The sequence below is a fragment of the Xylanibacter ruminicola 23 genome (assembly GCF_000025925.1).
Taxonomy (GTDB): Bacteria; Bacteroidota; Bacteroidia; order Bacteroidales; family Bacteroidaceae; genus Prevotella; species Prevotella ruminicola.
Genome location: NC_014033.1, coordinates 1,961,214 through 1,981,558, shown reverse-complemented (window position 1 = coordinate 1,981,558; position 20,345 = coordinate 1,961,214). Strand labels below are relative to the sequence as shown.

Sequence of the window (20,345 nt, the reverse complement as noted above, 5' to 3'; positions counted from 1 at the left end):
CCTCCGTTAGCCGCAGAAGAACAATACCACAATCTGCGCTGTGAAGATGCGGAGGAACATAGCCAGCGGATAAACCGTTGAGTAGCCCAGAGCAGGAGCTTCCTTCGAGCAGATGCTGTTGGCATAAGCCAGTGCGGGGGGATCGGTATAGGTACCGGCAATCATACCAGCCAACGTGAAGTAGTTGAAGCCAAACTTCCAGCGAGCCAGTGGGCCTACAATCAGGATGGGGATAATGGTGATGAGGAAACCTGTGAGCACATAGAGCAGTCCGTCGCCCTGAACCACAGTCTCAAAGAACCCGGCTCCAGCCTTGATACCTACCGATGCCAGGAAGAGCACCAAACCAATCTCACGCAGCATCATGTTAGCCGATGTGGTGGTATAGGTTACCAGATGTATCTTATAGCCATAACGGCCAATCAGAATAGCGATGATAAGTGGACCACCAGCCAAACCTAACTTAACAGGTACAGGCATGCCAGGAATAGCTACTGGGAACATACCGAAGATAAGTCCGATAAAGATACCCACGAAGATAGTGGCGATGTTTGGTGCGTCCAAACGGCGGATTGAGTTACCCATCTTACCAGCCACGTTGTCAACAGCGTCCTCAGGACCAACAACCATGATGCGGTCGCCTACCTGCAGGGGCAGGGTGGGAGATGCGAAGATGTCCATACCATGACGGGTTACGCGGGTTACGTTAACACCATGTACACTCGAGAAGTGCAGCGATGCCAGTGTTTTACCGTTAACCTTAGGATTGGTAATAACAATACGCTTTGAAACCATAGGCTGATCCTGCTGCTCAAAGTCGATGTCGAGCTTAGGACCGATAAAGGCAGTGATAGCCTCCTGGTCGGCCTCGGCACATACTATCAGCATCTGGTCGCCCAGGTGGAAGATGGTATCGCGGTTAGGGATAAACAGCTCGCCCTCGTGTACCAGGCGTGATACTACGAAGTCGCGGTTCAGGAAGTCGTGAACCTGCAGCAGAGTCTTACCCTCCAAGTATTTGTTTGTTACCTCAAGGTGCATCTTGTAAGGCTTCTTGTTAGCGTTGGTCTCGTCCAAAGCCTCAAGGTCCTTCTCTTCTTTATCCAGCTTAACCTTGCAGATGTACCTTACTAATATAATGGCACCGATAATACCCAGCACACCAAGTGGGTAAGCACAGGCATAGGCCGATGCAATCTGTGGAGCGTTGCCGCCGAATACAGTCGAGAGAGCCTCGTTGGCAGCACCAAGTCCTGGAGTGTTAGTTACGGCACCATACAGTGTACCAACCATCATAGGCAGGTTGTTGGTATTGTTAGTGTCGAAGAAAATGTAGTAGCATCCGAACATTACCAGGATGTTAAGCAGGATAGCTGTGGCAGCCATTGCGTTAAGCTTAATGCCCTGTGTACCAAAGCTTTCGAAGAATCCAGGACCTACCTGCAGACCGATCATGAATACAAAGAGTATCAGTCCGAAGTCCTGTACGAATGTAAGAATGGGAGTTGGAGCAGTAAAGCCGATGTGTCCGGCCAGAATACCTGCAAAAAGCACAAAGGTTACGCCCAGTGAAACACCAAAAAACTTAATTTTTCCTAAATAAACACCAATCGCTATCACAATAGCGTAGAGTAGCGTAATGTGCGCTACCGAGTCTGTCGTCGTAAAAAGGTCACTTAACCACTGAAATGATTCCATAAATAATTCTAAATAATACCTATTCTTTAAAATATCTCAAATTCGACTGCAAAGGTAGTTAAAAAATGCTCATCTTTATCATTTTTGTGCATCAATTTTCGTATAAATAGTGTTTTTTTATTTCTTTCACACTTCAAAATGCCGTTTTGAGCAAAAATGTTGTATCTTTGTCCACTGTTAAGAATAAACTTAAAACATTACTTATATAATAATTAAACGTATCAAATCTATGGCAAACAAAGAGAAACTCTTTACCGAGTTCACAGCCCCTACCAAACAGGAATGGCTCGACAAGATCGAGGTAGACCTGAAAGGTGCTGATTTTCAGAAGCGCTTGGTATGGAGAACAAACGAAGGTTTTAACGTACAACCCTTCTATCGCCGTGAGGATCTGGCTAACCTGAAAACACCCGATGCCCTGCCTGGCGAGTTTCCATTTGTACGTGGCAATAAAAAGGATTCGAACGAGTGGTATGTCCGCCAGAATATCGAGGCTGCCGACCCTAAGGCTGCTAACGCCAAGGCACTCGACATCCTGAACAAGGGTATCGACTCATTAGGTTTCCATATTCCTGGAAAGCTGGTTTCGATGGATACTATCGAGACATTGCTCGATGGCATTTACTGCGAGTGCGTAGAGGTTAACTTCTCTACCTGTCAGCGTCATTCGCTCGAACTGGCCGAAATCCTGAAGACTTATTGGACCAAGAAGGGTTACGACAAGGAAAAGATAGTAGGCTCGATTGAGTGGGACCCCATGAAGAAGATTGTGATGACGGGTAAGGATGTAACACCTGTGCTCGCCTTTGGTCCTAAACTGGCCGAGTCGCTCAAGGAGTATCCTAATTTCCGCAGCATCATCGTTCATAGCGATGCACTTAACAATGCAGGTGCCTACATCGTTCAGGAGCTGGGCTATGCTCTGGCTTGGGGTAACGAGTATCTGCAGCAGTTGACCGATGCTGGTGTGGATGTGGATCTGGCTGCTAAGAGCATCAAGTTTAATATGGGTGTTAGCGAGAACTATTTCATGGAGATTGCCAAGTTCCGTGCCGCCCGCCTGTTGTGGGCTCAGATTGTAAAGCAGTACGAGCCTAAGTGTGATTGCGCTTGCAAGATGATTATCAACGCCACCACCTCTACTTATAACCAGACACTGTTCGACAGCTATGTAAACCTGCTGCGTTCGCAGACCGAGGCCATGAGTGCCGCTCTGGGTAGTGTCCATTCGATGGTGGTAACACCGTTCGATGCACCTTACGAGGAGGCAACTGATTTCTCTGAGCGTATCGCCCGCAACCAGCAGCTGCTGATTAAGGAGGAGAGCCATTTCGACCGTATCGTCGACCCATCAGCAGGTTCTTATTATATCGAGCACCTCACTGATGCACTGGCTACCGAGGCTTGGAAGATATTCCTGAAGGTAGAAGACGAGGGTGGATTCCTGGCTGCTGTCAAGGCTGGAACCGTTCAGGACGATATCAACGCTACCAACGTGAAGCGTCATGGCGATGCTGCCAAGCGCAAGGAGTTCCTGCTGGGCACTAACCAGTTCCCAAACTTCACCGAGAAGAGCGAGAACAAGCGTGCTTACAAGCACCATTGCGGTTGTGGTGGCGTGCACCATCATGGCGAGGAGACTGTAGCCTTTAAGGGTATCGAAAGCACCCGCTTGGCTGCCGACTTCGAGAATCTGCGCATACATACCGAGGAAACTAAGGTGCCTACTGCCTTTATGCTTACCATCGGTAATCTGGCCATGCGTCAGGCTCGTGCACAGTTCTCGTGCAACTTCCTGGCTTGTGCAGGCTATAAGGTGATTGATAACCTTGGATTCAAGACCGTTGAAGAGGGTGTTGATGCCGCTTTAGGGGCTAAGGCCGATATCGTGGTTATCTGCTCGAGCGACGACGAGTATGCCGAGTACGCTATCCCTGCCTTCAAGTATCTTAATGGTCGCGCCATGTTTGTGGTAGCTGGTGCGCCTGCTTGCATGGAAGACCTGAAGGCTGCTGGCATCGAGAACTTTGTACATGTAAAGTGCAACGTGCTCGAGACTTTGAAAGAATATAATCAGAAACTTGGTATTTAAAGAATAGGAGACTTGAATTATGCGTAAACAGTTTAAAGATATTGATATCTATGCAGGCATCAAGGCTCAGGATGGTGCCAAGTGGATTAAAGATAATGGTATTGAGGCCAACTGGAAAACCCCAGAGCACATCGAGGTTCGTCCGGTTTATACTAAGGAAGACCTTGAGGGGATGGAGCACCTCGACTTTACAGCTGGTATCCCTCCCTATCTGCGTGGTCCGTATTCGATGATGTACCCCTTCAAGCCTTGGACTATCCGTCAGTATGCTGGATTCTCTACAGCCGAAGAGTCGAATGCCTTCTATCGCCGTAATTTGGCTTCTGGTCAGAAGGGACTTTCTGTAGCCTTTGACTTGCCTACACACCGTGGTTACGACCCCGATAACGCTCGTGTAGTGGGCGATGTAGGTAAGGCTGGTGTATCAATCTGTAACGAGGAGAACATGAAGGTGCTCTTCAGCGGTATCCCCTTGAACAAGATGTCTGTCTCGATGACTATGAATGGTGCCGTATTGCCTATCCTGGCATTCTACATCGTAGCAGGTCTGGAGCAGGGTGCTCAATTAGAAGAAATGGCTGGAACCATCCAGAACGATATCCTGAAGGAGTTCATGGTGCGTAACACCTATATCTATCCCCCTGCATTCTCAATGAAGATTATCGCTGATATCTTTGAGTACACGTCGCAGAAGATGCCTAAGTTCAACTCGATTTCTATTTCGGGTTATCACATGCAGGAGGCTGGAGCTACAGCCGATATCGAGCTGGCTTACACGCTGGCCGATGGTATGGACTACCTGCGTACAGGTGTGAATGCCGGTATCGATGTGGATGCTTTTGCACCCCGTCTGTCGTTCTTCTGGGCTATCGGTATGAATCACTTCATGGAGATTGCCAAGATGCGTGCTGGCCGACTGCTGTGGGCTAAGATTGTGAAGAGCTTCGGTGCCAAGAATCCTAAGTCGCTGGCTCTGCGTACTCACTCGCAGACATCTGGTTGGAGTCTTACCGAGCAGGATCCCTTCAATAACGTAGGTCGTACCTGTATCGAGGCTATGGCTGCTGTGCTGGGACATACTCAGTCGCTGCACACCAATGCGCTTGATGAGGCTATCGCTCTGCCTACCGATTTCTCGGCTCGTATCGCTCGTAACACCCAGATTTATATCCAGAACGAGACTAAGGTGTGCAAGCAGATCGACCCATGGGCTGGTAGCTACTATGTTGAGACGCTGACCAACGAGCTGGTTCACAAGGCTTGGGAGCATATCCAGGAGATTGAGAAGCTGGGTGGTATGGCTAAGGCTATCGAGACTGGTCTGCCTAAGATGCGTATCGAGGAGGCTGCAGCACGCACTCAGGCTCGTATCGATAGTGGCGTGCAAACCATCGTTGGTACCAACAAATACCGTTTGGAGCACGAGGATCCTATCGATATCCTCGAGGTTGATAACACCGCTGTACGCAAGCAGCAGGAAGAGAGCTTGAAGCAGGTTCGCTCTACCCGCGACGAGGCCGCTTGTCAGGCTGCACTCAAGGCTATCACCGAGTGTGTACGCGACTTTAAGGAAGGTCGCAAGAGCGAGAACAACCTGCTCGACCTGGCAGTCAAGGCTGCACAGCTGCGTTGTACACTGGGTGAGATTTCAGATGCCTGCGAAGAGATCGTGGGCCGTTATAAAGCAGTAATCAGAACAATTTCAGGCGTGTATAGTTCAGAATCTAAGAATGATAAGGAATTCGAGGAGGCTAAGAAGCTTACCGACGAGTTTGCTCAGAAGGAAGGTCGCCGTCCACGTATCTTCGTTGCCAAGATGGGTCAGGACGGTCACGACCGTGGTGCTAAGGTAGTGGCAACAGGTTATGCCGACTGTGGCTTCGACGTGGATATGGGGCCGCTGTTCCAGACTCCCGAGGAGGCTGCCCGTATGGCCGTCGAGAACGATGTACACATTGTAGGTGCCTCGTCGCTTGCCGCTGGTCATAAAACGCTGATTCCTCAGCTTATCGAGGAGCTGAAGAAACTGGGCCGCGAGGATATCATGGTAACTGCCGGAGGTGTTATTCCTGCTCAGGATTACGACTTCCTTTACAAGGCAGGTGTGGCCTGTATCTTCGGTCCTGGTACCCCGATTCCGTATTCGGCCATCCAGATGATGAAGATTCTGATGGACAAAGAGTAATTATGGAGAATAAAAGACATATTGATGTGTTGATAATCGGAGCCGGTCCTGCCGGCTCCGTTTGTGGTAGTCTGTTAAAGCAGGCAGGTGTTGAATGTTTGATAGTTGATCAGGCCACGTTCCCCCGCGATAAGGTTTGCGGTGGTGGACTTACGGTTAAGGCCTGGCGACTGTTGGATATGCTGCTGCCTGGCATTCAGTATAACTATCGCCCCATCACCCGCATGCGTTGTCAGTTCGAGAACGATGCCGTTTGCGAGTTTCAGGCCGAATATCCTATCCGCATGACGCGACGTAAGGACTTCGACTATTCGTTGTTGCAGTATTACTTGGACCACGGTGGCGAGCTGATGAAAGGTTCGTTTGCCCGCTTTGATCAGCAGGCCGACGGACAGGTGCTTGTTACCCTCAAATCGGGTGAGCAGATTTCGTGTCGTTATCTGGTGGCAGCCGATGGTTCTAACAGTCAGATTCGTCAGCAGATTCATGGCGATTCCAAGTTGCGGGCCATGTTCCTCGAGCAGTTCGACGAAGGTAAGGAGAGCGATGATGTGTTTGTACACTTCTCAAACAACTATCGTCCCGGCGTATTCTATAAGTTCTCGAGTGTAGGGCGCGATATGTATGGTTATGCCTCGGTCGAAACCAACGACGATATGCCCCGCCATAAGGCAGGCTTCAAGCAGGCGCTTACCAAGTTTGGCGTGCCCGTAGATCGCATCTGCGGCGCCTATATCCAGCTTGATACGGTGCCCCATACAGCCGATAATGTGATATTGATTGGCGATGCTGGTGGATTTGCCAATAAGCTTACGGGCGAGGGACTTTACGATGCCTTTAAAACCGCGGCCAATGCCAAGCGTGCTATTGTTGAGGGACGCTCGTTCAGCGAAACCAATAAGGAGGAGTTTCGCAAGATGGAGCATCAGAAGAAGGTGTACGAGTTCTTTTTCAGTCCTATCGGATGGCGACTGCTTCGCTGGGCTTTGCGTTGTCCCAGAATCATCAAATGGCTTTTCGATGCCAAGATGAAACGTGAAACGTTTCGTGCATAAAAAAATAAAATCCCAGTAGTTGTTTACTGGGATTTTTACTTTTCGCATCTCTATCATAAATCAGCCGCGTTCGTCAATTCTGTACGCTCTGTTGTTGTCCTTTATGTAGATCTGCAGGTCGCTGAAGTAACCTGATTTTTGGATTTCGGCGAGGTTCATTTGGGCGTCCTCTTCCAATTGATACTCTTGGGCTTTAACCAGATTGCTGGTAAATTCCAGTATCTTCTTGTCTGTATCCAGAACCGCTATCCATTCTTCCTTCAGTCGGTTTCCGATAACAAATTTCTCACCCATAATTTTTAACTATTATATATTCGATCTGTAGTTTGTCGTTTAGCTATCTCAGCCTCTGCTTTTGTTTAGCTGATGCAAAGATACGCACTTTCTGCCAACATTGTATCACCACACCCCCAAAAATCGTATGTAAACGTTTGAGTAAAACTGTTTCGTGCACCGTATTTCTATCCTCTTTTGCTTGAATTTGCAAATTTATTTTTGTCAATTGACCTACATAACTACATAAAATCGCTTAAACCCCGCATACACAAAGGGTTTTTTGTATTTTTCGACCTACATAAAAACTACATAAAACTACATAAAATCTACATGATACCTGCGAAAAGTAGCTTTTCGAGATGCAAAAAGTAGCTTTTCGTTGCTCAAAAAGTAGCTTTTTGAGATGCAAAAAGTAACTTTTCGATGCACAAAAAGTAATTACCTGCCTTACTATAACAAACTCTTTAACTTACTCGCTATCTTTTTCCTTATTGGTCGATTAGAAATTCTCTAGAGAATTTTCGGCTTAGTGCCGTACTAACTATTTTTCTCTGCCTAAGTAGCGTAAAAATTCTCTAGAGAATTTTTACGCTACTATTCATGCTATGTAGTTTTATGTAGTTAGAATGTAGTTTTTATGTAGTTAGTAAAGCTCATGTAATGCCTATATATACAGGTGTTTTGAACGATTTTATGTAGTTATGTAGTTAACTTCCTACCTTCCAGTTATTCTATCGAGCCGCACCAGCCTCCGTTGCGAACTAAGTGGAGCGTGAGTTGGGTGGATGGGGTTACTTGCTGCACCTGCTTTTTGTAATGTCCCGACATCACACTTGCCAAGCGAATTAGGATGGGAGCCCAAGGTGTCGCTCGACGAGGGACTGGATCATATCATTGCGTATTTCCGCCAAAAAGTGCTTATTTGATGGTGATGCGGAGGGTGCTGCCATCTACATGGATGTTGCGGCTGAAGTTGCGCAGGATGGTCACAGCTATGTCATCACTTTCTTGGCTGAATAAGCTGCTATCGACGGCATGAGGACTATTGACGATGAACTGTAACGTGTCTTCCTGTTCAGAATAAGCCAGCGTCAGGTGTGTATTGGGGTGAGTGCCGAGGATGGTCAGTGTCTCGTCGATGACGTGTAGCACCGCAAAGATTTGCTGGCGCTGCAGATTATAATGCAGGCAGAACTGCTCCATCTGGGCCGTCATAGCATACCAGTCGAATTGCTTGGTCTCGATGAGGAAGTGCATTTCGTGTATCTGCTGGATGAACTGTCGGGTGCGTTCGCGCTGCGGATGGTCGAAGAGTTGGTCGGGGGTGCCATCCTCATAGATGACGCCATCGGCAAAGAATAGTACACGGCTACTCACCTGCCGGGCAAATCGCATCTCGTGTGTCACCACAATCATCGTCATCCCCTCACGTGCCAGTTTGGTCATTACGCCCAGCACCTCGCTCACCATGGTGGGGTCGAGGGCTGAGGTTGGCTCATCAAAGAGCAATATCTCCGGCTCCATGGCCAGTGCGCGGGCTATGGCCACACGCTGTTTCTGTCCGCCGGAAAGTTGCTCGGGCATGGCTGTGGCACGCTCGGCCAGTCCTACCATCTCAAGCAGTTGCTGAGCGCGTTTCTCGGCTTCCTCCCGTGTTTTTCCTAACAGTTGCATGGGCGCCAGACAGATATTGTCGAGCACCGACATGCCATTGAACAAGTTGAACGACTGGAACACCATACCCATGCGTCGCCGTAATAGCGGCACGTCGGCATTGCGTTCCAGTATGTCGTTTCCACCTATGAGAATGCTCCCGCCAGTAGGCTGCTCAAGGAGGTTAAGACAGCGCAGGAAGGTGCTTTTACCTGTGCCGGATGGCCCTATGACAGAGATCACTTCGCCCCGATGCACATCAAGGTTGATGTCGCGCAGCACATCAAACGTGCCATAGCTCTTCTTCATGTGGGCGATGCTGATGACGGCCTCCTTCTCATCCTTCGGCTGCTCCAGTGCGTTGGTAGTAGGCTGCCGCTGGCTGTAGCGCTTGCGGCGAACGATGAACCAATCCCCGCAACCGGCAATGACAAGTATTGCTACCATCCACGGCCAGGGGCTCGTGGGGTGCTCTGTGCTGGAAGAGTATGACGGATTCGTGATAATTGATGCTTCATTCTTGCGTGTGATCAGCACGATGTGCGACTCGATGTAGCCATTGGAGAAGAGTACCTGTTTTTGTCGCTCTTCGGTGATGCTGATGGCACCCATGGCCATGTCGGCCTTGCCTGTCTGTACAGCGGGTATCTGAGCGGCAAAGTCCATTACCAGGAATTCCAGTTGCCAGTTGCGGCGGTTGGCCCACTCTGTCAGCAGGTCGATTTCCAGGCCCGATGGTTTGCCGGAGTTGATAAAGTTGAAGGGAGGCATGGCAGGATAGGTGGCTATGCGCACGGTGCGCCCAGTGCCGCGCTGCTGTGGAATGTCCATAGCCGACGGATTGTCGGATTTCTGCCAGCGGTCGAATATTTTCAGATAGGTGCCGTCGCGTCGGATTTCTGCCAGGAAACTGTTGAAGTCTTGCTGCAGCTCAGTATTTTTCTGGTTGAAGCATGCGCCAATAGGAATCGGTGTAAGTCCGGCTCCTACGGAGTCAACCTTGTCAGCCAGTTCCTTGTTGAATATCAGTGTGAGGCTCTCGCTGCCTGCCACATCCACCTTGCCGTTCTCTAGGGCAGCCATCATGTCGGTGGTGGTGGTCATGCGCAGTATGTCGGCATCGGGCGCCATCGTGCTTACTGCAATATCTTGGATACTGCCGATGATGACACCTACGCGCTTGCCCGATAGTGCCTTGATGGCTGGTGGTGCGTCGGTTGTGTCTGCTGTCGTTGCCTGCGCATCTGTTAGTATCGAAGGCACGTAGGCCACAAGCCCCGACAGGGTCAGCATGACGGCTGCAGCTGTGGCTTTGGTCCGCTGTCGTTGCAGCAGCGCAGTGAGCAGTTGGCCGATGAGCCAGGCTATCAGGAAGTAGATGATGGCTGTGACGATGAGCGGGAAGAAGGCGTCGAAGGTGCGTGAGCGTATCAGGTCGGATGCTCGTGTCATATCGTTCACAGCGATGTAGCCCACGATGCTTGTGCCTTTCAGCAGACTTATTACCTCGCCCTGATAGACGGGCATGACAGCCTTGACTACCTGTGGCAGTATGATTCTGATGAATGTTTGTCGTTGTGTGTAGCCCAATGCCAGTCCAGCCTCCGTCTGTCCTCGGTCAATGCCTTGGATGGAGGTGCGCAGCATCTCGCTGATGTAGGCTGCGGTGTTCAGGGCAAAGGTCACGATGGCTACCACGATGCCAGTGGCATCTATTGGCGCCATTAGTACATAGTACATCAGCATGAGCAGCACCAGTACGGGGGTGCCTCGCATCAGGTCGATATACGCGCTGGCTATGTGTCGCAGCCATTTGTGGCGATTCATGCGCATCCAACACACCAGTCCGCCTAATAGTGTGCCGAGAATCGTGGCGCAAAGGGTGATGATGAGTGTTACCTGCAGGCCATCCAGAATCATCTGATAGCGGTTTTCTGCAATCAGGTTGTTATTAAAACTCTCTGCCACATTGTTTGTTATGTCGGCACAGCCTGTCAGCAATAGGCTACCGGCTATTAGGATATCCTTTTTCATAGGATTAATATTAGATTGTTTTTTTTCTTGGGCACAAAGATAAAAAGAATATCCGAAAAAAACAAGTTTGGCGGAGATAATTTTAGATATGTAATCTTAAAACTGTTAGTTAGTGCTATTCTATCGAGCCGCACCAGCCGCCGTTGCGTGCCAGATGGAGGGTGAGCGTGGTGGCAGGATTCACCTCCTGAGTCTCCTTTTTGTAATCTACGGCGATGCGATGGGCGTTGCGTCCGTCGCGGAAGGAGGTGAGCATGGCAGGACGAGTCAGGAAGTCGAGACTGATAGTGATATCCTGCGGCTTGCTGCCTGTGATGGCGCCTACAAACCATTTTGCACCTTTGCGCTTGGCTACTACGTAGTAATCGCCTGCCTTGGCAGCCAATACGCGGGTTTCGTCCCATGTGGTGGGTACCGAGGCTATGAATTGGGTGCACTCCTGTTCGCGCAGATAGCGGGTAGGACTGTCGGCCAGCATCTGCAGTCCGCTCTCAAAGCACACGTAAAGGGCCATCTGATAAGCACGAGTGCCACCGCCTATCGGTAGCGAGCCTGTACCATGATTGTCTTCGGGCTGAGCATTCTGCATTGAGCCTGGCGTAAAGTCCATAGCGCCAACGGCATTGCGCATATATGGCAGCCAGATGCTGTTTTCGGGGCTGCATCCTCCGCCTTGTTCCAAGCCACGCACACCCTCGTACGAGATAAGGTTTGGCAGGCGCTGCTCTAACCCTGCTGGCTTGAACGAGCCATGAAAATCAACCAGCAGCTTATGCTTGGCACACTCGCGGGCTGTTCGCTCGTAGAAGTTCACCATCCACTGGTCGCTGTGGTCCATAAAGTCGATCTTCAGTCCCTTCACGCCCATATCGGCGTAATGCTTAATAAGGGCGGGATGCTGCTCAACGGTGAGCCACGCCAGCCATAGGATGACACCTACATGTTTCTGGGCACCATACTCTACCAGCTCCTTTACATCGATATTGTCGCTGTAGGTAAAGGGATCTTCTACGCGTTTGTTCCAACCTTCGTCGAGTAGCACATACTCTACGCCAAACTTTGAGGCTGTGTCGATGATGTATTTGTAGGTGGCGTTGTTGATGCCCGACTCAAAGTCCACATCCCATACTGTCCAGTGGTTCCACCAGTCCCAGTTAACCTGTCCGGGCTTAATCCACGATACATCCTGCAGTTCGCACTTGCCGCCCAGCACCAGTTCCATCTGGTTGGCAGCTATCGTGGCATCGTTGCCGATAACGGCAAAACGCCAGGGCAGGCTGCGCTGTCCGCTGGTACGGGCAATGCAGTTGCGCTCTTTGGTGATGGTCCAACCTCGGTCGCCACGTGGCTCCCATGTTTCGGGCGATTTGGGATGAACGGCTGTAAAACCATTGGCGCCCGTGCTCTTAAGGAAAGTGTGGGGATAGTCGCGCACATCGCTCTCGGAGATAAGTACCTTGGTGCCTTTGGGACTTTCGAGCAGTACTGGCAGATAGGTTATCTCGTCGTCGGCCTTATACTGAGCTGTGCTGATGTGCGTGTAAGGCTGTTCGTACGAGGTGTTGAAGTTGCGAGTCTTCGAGATGTGAGCCTCGAAGGCTTTGGGCAGATGGTAGTTAATGCCTTCGCTCACGATATCTACAACACCTTTCTTATTTATAATAAAGCGATAGGCCACACCGTTGTCGTAGGCTCTGAACTCTACGCAGTAGCCCTTGAAGTTGAGCGTCAAGGCATTTGCCTTGTTGGGCACTACGGTCTGTTTTAAAGGCACTACAGGTCGTATCTGCTCATCAATCTTAGTACGTTTTGTGTTGCTTAACTTTGGGTTTACACCCAATAATTCCTGTCCAACTTGCAAGCTAAGGGGGCAATCTTTCAGAATCTGTTCGCCGTTGAACGAGGCGCTGTAAGTTAACTCTTTGCCAATATTGATGTTGGCTACGATTTTGCCGTTAGGCGATGCAAGCTTCTCTTGTTTGTCGGCCCAGCTGGTGTTGGTCAGTCCTGCCGCAAGGATAGTAATAATTAAAAATCTTTTATTCATTGTCTTTTTAGTTTGATAGTTTTGCCAGTGAGGGGGCCATACCATATCATTTCGGTGTTGGTGATTTTCTTGACTTGTGCCGACCAAGGCATGTTAAAAGCATAATGGCCGCCTGCTGTGAAGCAGAACGGCCATTGATTGGTTATTTAAAAATCGAATCGTGTCTGATTTTTACTCACCCTTGATAGCAGCTACGCCAGGGAGAACCTTACCCTCGATGGCCTCGAGCAGAGCACCACCACCAGTTGAGATGTAAGATACCTGATCAGCAAGTCCGAACTTGTTTACACAAGCTACAGAGTCGCCACCACCAATCAGTGAGAATGCACCGTTCTTGGTAGCCTCAGCGATAGCGTCGCCGATAGCACGTGAACCAGCGGTGAAAGCGTCGCACTCGAATACACCAGCAGGACCGTTCCACAGGATGGTCTTAGCACCCTTGATAGCCTCGGCAAATGCCTTCTGGCTCTCAGGACCAGCGTCAACACCCTCGAAACCAGCAGGTACGTTGTTAGCAGGGCAGTTGATGATCTGTGCACCCTCCTTAACACTCATAGTGCCGAAGTCGAGACCGTTAGTAGCGGTGCAGTCAGAACCCAGAACGAGCTCTACACCGTTCTTCTTAGCCAGCTCCTCAACACCCAGAGCTACATCCAGCTTGTCGAGCTCAACGATTGAATCACCAATCTCACCGTTGTGAGCCTTAGCGAAGGTGTATGTCATACCACCGCAGAGGATGAGCTTATCAACCTTACCGAGCAGGTTCTCGATGATACCGATCTTAGAAGATACCTTAGAACCACCCATGATGGCAACGAAAGGACGCTTGATGTTAGAGAGAACGGCGTCAACAGCCTGAACCTCCTTCTCCATCAGCAGACCCAGCATCTTGTTGTCAGCGTCGAAGTAATCGGCGATAACAGCAGTAGAAGCGTGCTTGCGGTGAGCTGTACCGAAGGCATCCATTACGTAGCAGTCAGCGTAAGAAGCGAGAGTCTTAGCAAACTCCTTCTGGCTGGCCTTCATAGCCTTCTTAGCCTCGTCGTATGCAGGATCAGCCTTGTCGATACCTACTGGCTTACCCTCTTCCTCTGGATAGAAACGAAGGTTCTCGAGCAGCAGAGCCTCACCCATCTTCAGAGCCTTAGCAGCATCAGCAGCCTTAGCGCAGTCGGGAGCGAAAGCAACGGGAACACCCAGAGCCTTCTCAACAGCCTCGCGGATCTGACCGAGTGACTTCTTAGCATCTACCTTACCTTTGGGCTTACCCATGTGGCTCATAATGATAGTAGCACCACCATCAGCCAGAATCTTCTTCAGGGTAGGCAGGGCACCACGGATACGGGTGTCGTCTGTGATCTTACCATTCTCATCGAGGGGTACGTTGAAGTCTACACGTACGATTGCCTTCTTACCGGCAAAGTTGAATTCGTTGATAGTCATAATTTAAATATTTAATAATGTGAAAAACTTCATTTTAAAATGCGACTGCAAAGTTACTAAAAAACATTGAACATTGAACATTGAACATTGATTATTTAATTCTTTTTTGCGCTCAACTATCAATTATGTAAGCAAAATGTTCAAAAGTATAGCAAATTGTTATCCGAAGATTGCACGTAGGGCTTCTTCCACCTTTCTTACAGGGTGCAAACGGATTGAATATTTATTCTTATCGAAGCCCTGAAGGTTGTATTTGGGGATAATCATATCGGTAAATCCGAGCTTCTCGGCCTCGGCAATTCGCTGCTCGATACGGTTGACAGGGCGCACCTCGCCACTCAGTCCAACCTCGCCTGCCATGCACCAACCTGACTCGATAGGTGTATCAACATTAGATGAGAGCACAGCCGCAATCACACTCAGGTCCATCGCCAAGTCGGTAACACGAAGTCCGCCTGCAATATTCACAAACACATCCTTCTGTGCCAGCTTAAAGCCCACGCGCTTTTCAAGCACAGCCAGTAGCATGTTCAGTCGGCGCTGATCAAAGCCTGTGGCCGAACGCTGAGGGGTGCCGTAGGCGGCTGTTGAAACAAGGGCCTGCGTCTCGACTAAGAACGGACGAATACCCTCGATGGCCGATGTGATGGCGATGCCCGAAAGGCCGTCGCGATCCTGTGTGAGTAGCAGTTCGGATGGGTTCGATACCTGTCGCAATCCGTTCTGCAGCATCTCGTAGATGCCCAGTTCGGCTGTAGAACCAAAGCGGTTCTTGATGCTGCGCAGAATGCGGTACATATAGTGCTGGTCGCCTTCGAACTGGATAACTGTATCCACAATATGCTCGAGGATTTTAGGACCTGCCAAGGTGCCCTCTTTGGTGATGTGACCAATCAGGATTACGGGCACACCGCTGGTTTTGGCAAAACGGAGTAGGGCTGAAGCGCACTCGCGCACCTGTGCGATAGAGCCTGCACTCGACTCAACATCCTCGGTAGAGATGGTTTGTATCGAGTCGATCACAATCAGTTCGGGCTGTACCTCTTTAATATGGTCGAAGATAGTTTCGAGCGAGTTCTCGGTAAGTAGCAGGAAGTTCTCGTTTTCGCCACCCAGTCGTTCTGCACGCATCTTTAGCTGATGGGCGCTTTCCTCACCGCTCACGTATAGAATCTTCTTCTCGGGCATGTTCAGCATCGTTTGTAGCGAAAGGGTTGATTTGCCGATACCAGGCTCGCCACCTAGCAGCACGATACTTCCAGGCACCAATCCGCCACCCAGTACACGGTTCAGTTCGGCATCGTGCATGTCGATACGTGGGTCGTCCTTTGAACTGATGTCGCGCAATCGCAGCACCTTACCTGCATGCAAAGCCGACGACTGGGCTGATGTGCCCGCGCTTAAACCGCCCCTTGCTGCAGCCGTTTTAGGGGTTGAACTGGGAGCTACTTTTATCTCCTTAAACGTGTTCCATTGTCCGCAGGCAGGGCACTTGCCAATCCACTTAGGCGATTCCTGTCCGCAGTTGGAACAAACGTATGCTATCTTATCTTTTGCCATATTGTGTGCAAAGGTAATAATAATAATTTAAAATTGATAATTGAAAATTGAAAATTAAAAAAAAAATTGTACCTTTGCACTCGATTATGAAGAAATTAGTTTTAGCATTCATAGCTCTCGTAATGCTCGCTGCTTGCGGGCAGTCGTACGAAGAAACCAAACGCCTCTCGCGTGAGCAGCGTTTGAAGTTGTGGCGTGAGGATTCGGCTGCACTCAAGATTGCCGTCATGCCCACATTGGATTGTCTGCCTGTGTTTGTGGCCAAGGAACGCCATATGTTTGATACAGCCGTTGACATCCGCCTGAAACGATATACCGCCCAGATGGATATTGATACAGCCCTGATTCGTGGTCGTGCCGAAGGTGCCATTACCGACTTGGTGCGTGCCGAGAAGATGATAAAGGAGGGCACACCCCTGCGATATGCCGCTGCTACCAATGCCTATTGGCTGATGCTGAGTCAGCGCCAGTTGCGTATCACCAACTTTAAGCATCTCGACGATAAGATGCTGGCCATGACCCGTTACTCGGTTACCGACATGCTGGGCGACATAGCTGTGGATAGTGCCAAGCTGGCTCCAGAGCGCGTGTTCCGCATACAGATTAACGATGTGAACATCCGTCTGAAAATGCTTGAGAACAACGAGATGGATGCCATGCTGCTTACAGAGCCACAGGCCAGTCAGGCCTTGCTGAAGAAGCACCACGTGCTGCTCGACACCCGTAAGGAGGATATGCAGATGGGTGCCCTTGTGTTCCGCACCAAGAATATGGACGATAAGACCCGCCAGCATCAGATGGAGGTGTTTATGAAGGGTTACAAGCAGGCTTGCGACTCGATTAACCACTTTGGTGTTACCCACTACAAGGAGATACTGAAAAAGTACTACGGCTTAACACCTCAGGCCATCAGTGCCTTGCCCGATTCGCTGAAGTTTACCTATCAGGCACCACGACAAAAAGACATCGACCGCGCTAAGAACTGGCTTGAAAAAAAGAAGAAGTAACACATGTTTAGAGACGATACTTTAAATAATGTATTGGGTGCACTCGAGGGAAAGGACCTGATGTGCGCTATCAAGGATATGGAGAATTATCTGGCTGCCCATCCGCACCAGATAAATTCCGACCGATTGTTTGCCATCAAAACCGATTATCAGATGATGATCGACTATTGGCGTAAAGGATACAAAGACCCGGAACTTCCACAGCTTTACCATAAGCTGCTGCACCGTATGTATGTGCTTTATGCCAATGTGATGACTAATGCCCGCGTGCTGCAATCGCCCCTGATGGCATCGCTCTTTATGAAGGCGCATCTGAGTCCGCGCGACTGGTCGGTACAGGTGGTTCGCGAACAGTTAGAGAAGTTCGTGTCTGATATCGCCTTGCTGGAACTGGAACCTCAGCACACCGTTAAGGAGCGCCGCAAAGCGATGCACCAGCAGCATACACAGCTGATGACCGAGCTTTTTGCCCACATTCTGACTGCCGACTTATGGACCGACGGACAGGGTGAGTCTATCGAGCAGCTGTTGTTGTCGCCCACCGTTGATTCTGCCGACCAGCAGCTCATTGTAAGTGCTATCACGTTAGCATCCATGAACTGCTACGATATGGTTAAGTTCCGTACGCTTATTCATGTGTACCAGCAGTCGACCGATGAATATGTGCGCCAGCGAGCCTTGTTTGGTTGGGTGTTCTCGCTCGATAACGAGTTAGAGGAATTCCTCTTCCCTGAGATGCGAACACTGGTTGAGCAAACCGTACAGAACCCCAACTGCATGAAGGAACTGATTGAGCTGCAGGAGCAGTTCTTCTATTGCCTGAGTGCCGATGAGGATCGCAACACCATCGAGAAGGAAATTATGCCCGAGCTGCTTAAGAATCAGCAGAAGATGCAGCATAGAGACGAGCAGGAACAGGACGAGGAGAATATCCTGAATGATATTCTGCATCCTGATGCCGAAGAGCAGGAGTTTGAAAAACTTGAGAACACCTTCCATCGTATGATCGACATGCAGAAACAGGGTAGCGATGTGTACTTTGGAGGTTTTTCGCAGATGAAGCGATATCCGTTCTTTAACGAGATTTCTAACTGGTTCACACCGTTCTTTACCGATCATCCAGGTGTAGCACACACATGGGATAAGTATGGCAACGTTAAGTTCCTGTCGAGCATTCTTGAGTTTGGCCCGTTCTGCAATAGCGATAAGTATTCGTTCCTGCTGGCCTTCGAGACTGTGCTGAATGGTATTCCCGAAAATGTACGTCAGATGCTGGATCGTGGCGAGGCCGTGATGTATCAGAAGTTAGGAACCGAGGAGATGAGTACCCCTGCTTATATCCGTCGTATCTATCTGCAGGACATGTTCCGTTTCTTCCGTCTTAATCCGCTCCGCAACGAGTTTAAGAACGTTTTCGAGAAGGATTCGTTCCAGAGCATGTTCATTACCCGAACCGCATTTGATAATACCGATATACAGGCTCATTTCAAGGAAGTTGTAGCTTTTCTGATTAAACGTAACCAGAAGAATTATGCTAAGGACTTGTTAGCAAACTGGTTTGAGGAGAAGTATCACGACTACGATTACTATATGCTGAAGGGCTATCTGGGTGATAATGTAGAGGATAGCTATCGTAAGGCGCTTGAGCTGAATCCTCAGAGCGAACGTGCCTTATTAGGCTTGGCCCGTATCTGGTTTAAACATATGGATTACGAGAAAGCACTCGATGCCTATAACCAGCTGCTGGAGATGAATGCCGATAAGAAATCGTATCAGCTAAACAAGGCCATCTGTCTTACCAATCTGTGTCGTTTTGAAGAGGCCGAACAGATTCTGTTTCGCCTGAACTTCGAGGATGCCGATAACCTGCATGTGGTGCGTGTGTTGGCTTGGGCGCTTACCGGCGATGGCAAGTACGAACAGGCAGGTCGCCTGTACGATCAGCTGTTGGCACAAGAGAACCCTGAGGATAGCGACAGCATTAACTATGGTTTCTATCTGTGGTTTACAGGTAAGATCGACGATGCTGCCAACTGTTTCCGTTCATACGTTACAAATGCCAAGCCCAAGGACGAGCGTTGGGCGACTCTTCACAGCATCATTTACAAAGAAAGTGACCTGTTGGAGATGAAGGGCGTTACTGATCGTGAGATTCAGATGATGATTGACTGGGTTGACGTTTACAACGCTTAATCTTCCACTTTTCAGATAGCCACGTACCCAATAATGGTAAGCCTACACCTGCAATGGTGTAGAGCACCCAGAACGCGTCGTGCTGCGAGTTGTGGTGTATCACCATATGGCAACCTATCTGACGGATATCCAAGCTGTAGTACCATATCTTTATCAAGCTAACCACCTTGTAGGCTACAATGTGGAAGATAAAGATATTCAGCGTGTGGTCGCCCGTATATACCAGGAATCGTTTCAGCCAGTTATCTTTCTTGTCAAGCAGCATACTGATGTTGTACATCATCAGGAATCCCAGAATGGCTGGTACAGGCAGCGACAGGAACTGGGTATAGGTAGAGCGCCAGTTCATGTTGGCTGTTAGGTAGTGCGAGAACAGATACACAACTACACCGAACACAATGGTGGTCCAGAAGATGGCGTAGTAGCGCTTGATAGCTGCCTGATAGCTCTCGGCATACTGTCGGAAAATAAAACCGCAACCAAAGAAGAAGCAGCCCATCATATCGCGATAACCGCCCTGTATCAGTGTCAGCACCCTCAGTCCCTCGTAGGTTTTCCATCCGCACAGCAGCAGCATGATGACGCAGATGAGGTAGGGGATGGCTTTCTTGTAACGTACGGATGATATCGTGCTGTCGAGCACCTTATATATAATAAGGTATAAGATGCTGGCCACGAACAACCCACGGAAGAACCAGAACGCACCACATAGGAATGCATCGTATCCTGCCATTGAGGTAAAGATAGTCCATAGGTTCTGCTGCATCTGGTGCCAGCTGTAAGGGTGGGTAACACCGCCCATCTCGTTGCCATACATCTCGTTCAGGATACCAATCTTGAACATCAGATTATGTATAAGCAAGAAGAACACACTCCATTTAACAAAGGGGATATAAAGGCCCTTTATGCGCTTTTTTACAAACGTGGCTTCATCGTTCAGGTACTTCAACGAGAAGAAGTAGCCTGCGGTGATAAAGAACAGCGGCATGTGAAACTCGAAAATGAATCGGCACAGCCAGCCTGGAGCCTCGGCATGAGCTATCACCATCAGGATGATGGCTAAACCTTTTGCAATAGATATGACGGTGTTTCTGTTCATGAG

At 49.4% G+C, this 20,345-nt stretch carries 12 protein-coding genes; 5 read left to right on the top strand and 7 right to left on the bottom strand.

The genetic code is table 11. From position 1 onward, the window contains the following. Positions 1–6: 6 nt before the first annotated feature. The gene (locus tag PRU_RS08495; RefSeq protein WP_013064796.1) at positions 7–1,698 is read right to left on the bottom strand and encodes a putative transporter; all 1,692 of its coding nucleotides are present in this window, start codon (positions 1,696–1,698) and stop codon (positions 7–9) included. Between the two features lie 229 nt (positions 1,699–1,927). Here PRU_RS08495 and mutA point away from each other — a divergent pair, with 229 nt between their 5' ends. The 3 genes from mutA to PRU_RS08480 are packed head-to-tail and all read left to right on the top strand — an operon-like array spanning position 1,928 to position 7,030. Then, positions 1,928–3,790 carry a methylmalonyl-CoA mutase small subunit gene (gene mutA, locus PRU_RS08490; protein WP_013065548.1) on the top strand — a complete coding sequence of 621 codons (1,863 nt, stop codon included), beginning with the start codon at positions 1,928–1,930 and terminating at the stop codon, positions 3,788–3,790. 19 nt (positions 3,791–3,809) lie between these two features. After that, positions 3,810–5,975 (top strand): methylmalonyl-CoA mutase, encoded by a 2,166-nt coding sequence (scpA, locus tag PRU_RS08485; protein ID WP_013063112.1) that lies wholly within the window; start codon positions 3,810–3,812, stop codon positions 5,973–5,975. A gap of 2 nt (positions 5,976–5,977) precedes the next feature. After that, on the top strand, positions 5,978–7,030 hold the full coding sequence (locus PRU_RS08480) for an NAD(P)/FAD-dependent oxidoreductase (protein WP_013064238.1): 1,053 nt from the start codon (positions 5,978–5,980) through the stop codon (positions 7,028–7,030). A gap of 60 nt (positions 7,031–7,090) precedes the next feature. On the opposite strand, the gene PRU_RS08475 is transcribed toward PRU_RS08480, so the two are convergent. The 5 genes from PRU_RS08475 to radA all read right to left on the bottom strand — a co-directional run bounded on the left by PRU_RS08475 (position 7,091) and on the right by radA (position 16,043). Beyond that, complete coding sequence (locus tag PRU_RS08475) at positions 7,091–7,324, bottom strand: hypothetical protein (protein WP_033149808.1); 234 nt, start codon at positions 7,322–7,324, stop codon at positions 7,091–7,093. Between the two features lie 900 nt (positions 7,325–8,224). Continuing rightward, on the bottom strand, positions 8,225–10,993 hold the full coding sequence (locus PRU_RS16505) for an ABC transporter permease subunit (RefSeq protein WP_080517186.1): 2,769 nt from the start codon (positions 10,991–10,993) through the stop codon (positions 8,225–8,227). 115 nt (positions 10,994–11,108) lie between these two features. Continuing rightward, a complete protein-coding gene (locus tag PRU_RS08465; protein ID WP_013064116.1) occupies positions 11,109–13,040 on the bottom strand; it encodes a glycoside hydrolase family 97 protein in 1,932 nt (643 codons plus the stop codon). Between the two features lie 171 nt (positions 13,041–13,211). Then, positions 13,212–14,483, bottom strand: coding sequence for a phosphoglycerate kinase (locus tag PRU_RS08460; protein ID WP_013065257.1), 1,272 nt, complete (start codon positions 14,481–14,483; stop codon positions 13,212–13,214). Positions 14,484–14,642: 159 nt separating this feature from the next. Beyond that, a complete protein-coding gene (gene radA, locus PRU_RS08455; RefSeq protein ID WP_013063321.1) occupies positions 14,643–16,043 on the bottom strand; it encodes a DNA repair protein RadA in 1,401 nt (466 codons plus the stop codon). An 86-nt stretch (positions 16,044–16,129) separates the two neighbouring features. Between radA and PRU_RS08450 the strand changes: the two genes are divergently transcribed. Beyond that, positions 16,130–17,050 (top strand): ABC transporter substrate-binding protein, encoded by a 921-nt coding sequence (locus PRU_RS08450; protein WP_041385987.1) that lies wholly within the window; start codon positions 16,130–16,132, stop codon positions 17,048–17,050. A 3-nt stretch (positions 17,051–17,053) separates the two neighbouring features. Next, positions 17,054–19,243, top strand: coding sequence for a tetratricopeptide repeat protein (locus PRU_RS08445; protein WP_013064751.1), 2,190 nt, complete (start codon positions 17,054–17,056; stop codon positions 19,241–19,243). Here the strand turns inward: PRU_RS08445 and PRU_RS15330 are convergent. Further along, a complete protein-coding gene (locus PRU_RS15330; RefSeq protein WP_013065690.1) occupies positions 19,188–20,342 on the bottom strand; it encodes an acyltransferase family protein in 1,155 nt (384 codons plus the stop codon). The genes PRU_RS08445 and PRU_RS15330 overlap by 56 nt on opposite strands. Between the last annotated feature and the right edge of the window lie 3 nt (positions 20,343–20,345).